The organism is Xenorhabdus sp. PR6a, from assembly GCF_028599065.1.
GTDB lineage: Bacteria > Pseudomonadota > Gammaproteobacteria > Enterobacterales > Enterobacteriaceae > Xenorhabdus > Xenorhabdus doucetiae.
Map to the genome: position 1 here is coordinate 1 of NZ_JAQRFJ010000209.1, position 577 is coordinate 577.

General features: G+C 37.4%; 1 protein-coding gene. It reads right to left on the reverse strand.

Annotated features, from left to right (window positions below; genetic code table 11):
* Positions 1-23: 23 nt before the first annotated feature.
* Entirely contained in the window at positions 24-392 is a 369-nt protein-coding gene (locus PSI15_RS18385; protein ID WP_273584771.1) for a hypothetical protein, read from the reverse strand.
* Between the last annotated feature and the right edge of the window lie 185 nt (positions 393-577).

The window sequence follows — 577 nt, forward strand, 5'->3', positions numbered from 1 at the left end:
CAACTTGACAGGGAAAAAATAACTTATTTATCTTTTATGTCCTCATTATCCTCTTCTTCATCATCAATATGCCAACTGTGCAATATTCGGTGGACGAAAGGCGTCACGACCATTCCTATAGCGATAAAAAAGATAGCCTGAAGAAATAACCCATAAATGGCAGCGAAATATTTTCCCAGTGTGCTGGCCGGTTCAATATGCAGGTTTTGCGTTCCAATCATGGAGACAGAATTCAATATTGCATCAGGAATAGCATGACTTTCAATCAAGAAAAAACCCAGTACGCCAGGGATAATACCGATCAGAAAGATGATGAACGCATGAAAAAGAAAGCGTAGTATCCGTAAAAGAAATCGGTCCAGGCTAATTAATTTATCAGTAAATTTTTCCATATCAGATCTCCACTAATAAATTAGTCACCCTGGTGATTGTATGTTAGTTTTTATTTTTATCAATGATCCGTTATCACTAACGATTGCTTAAAATACCTTTAAATAGTTTATCCCCAGTGATACTTCCCTATCCCAAAAACAGGGCACGAGCATACTTTGATCACGTGTTACCCAAAGAAGACGCT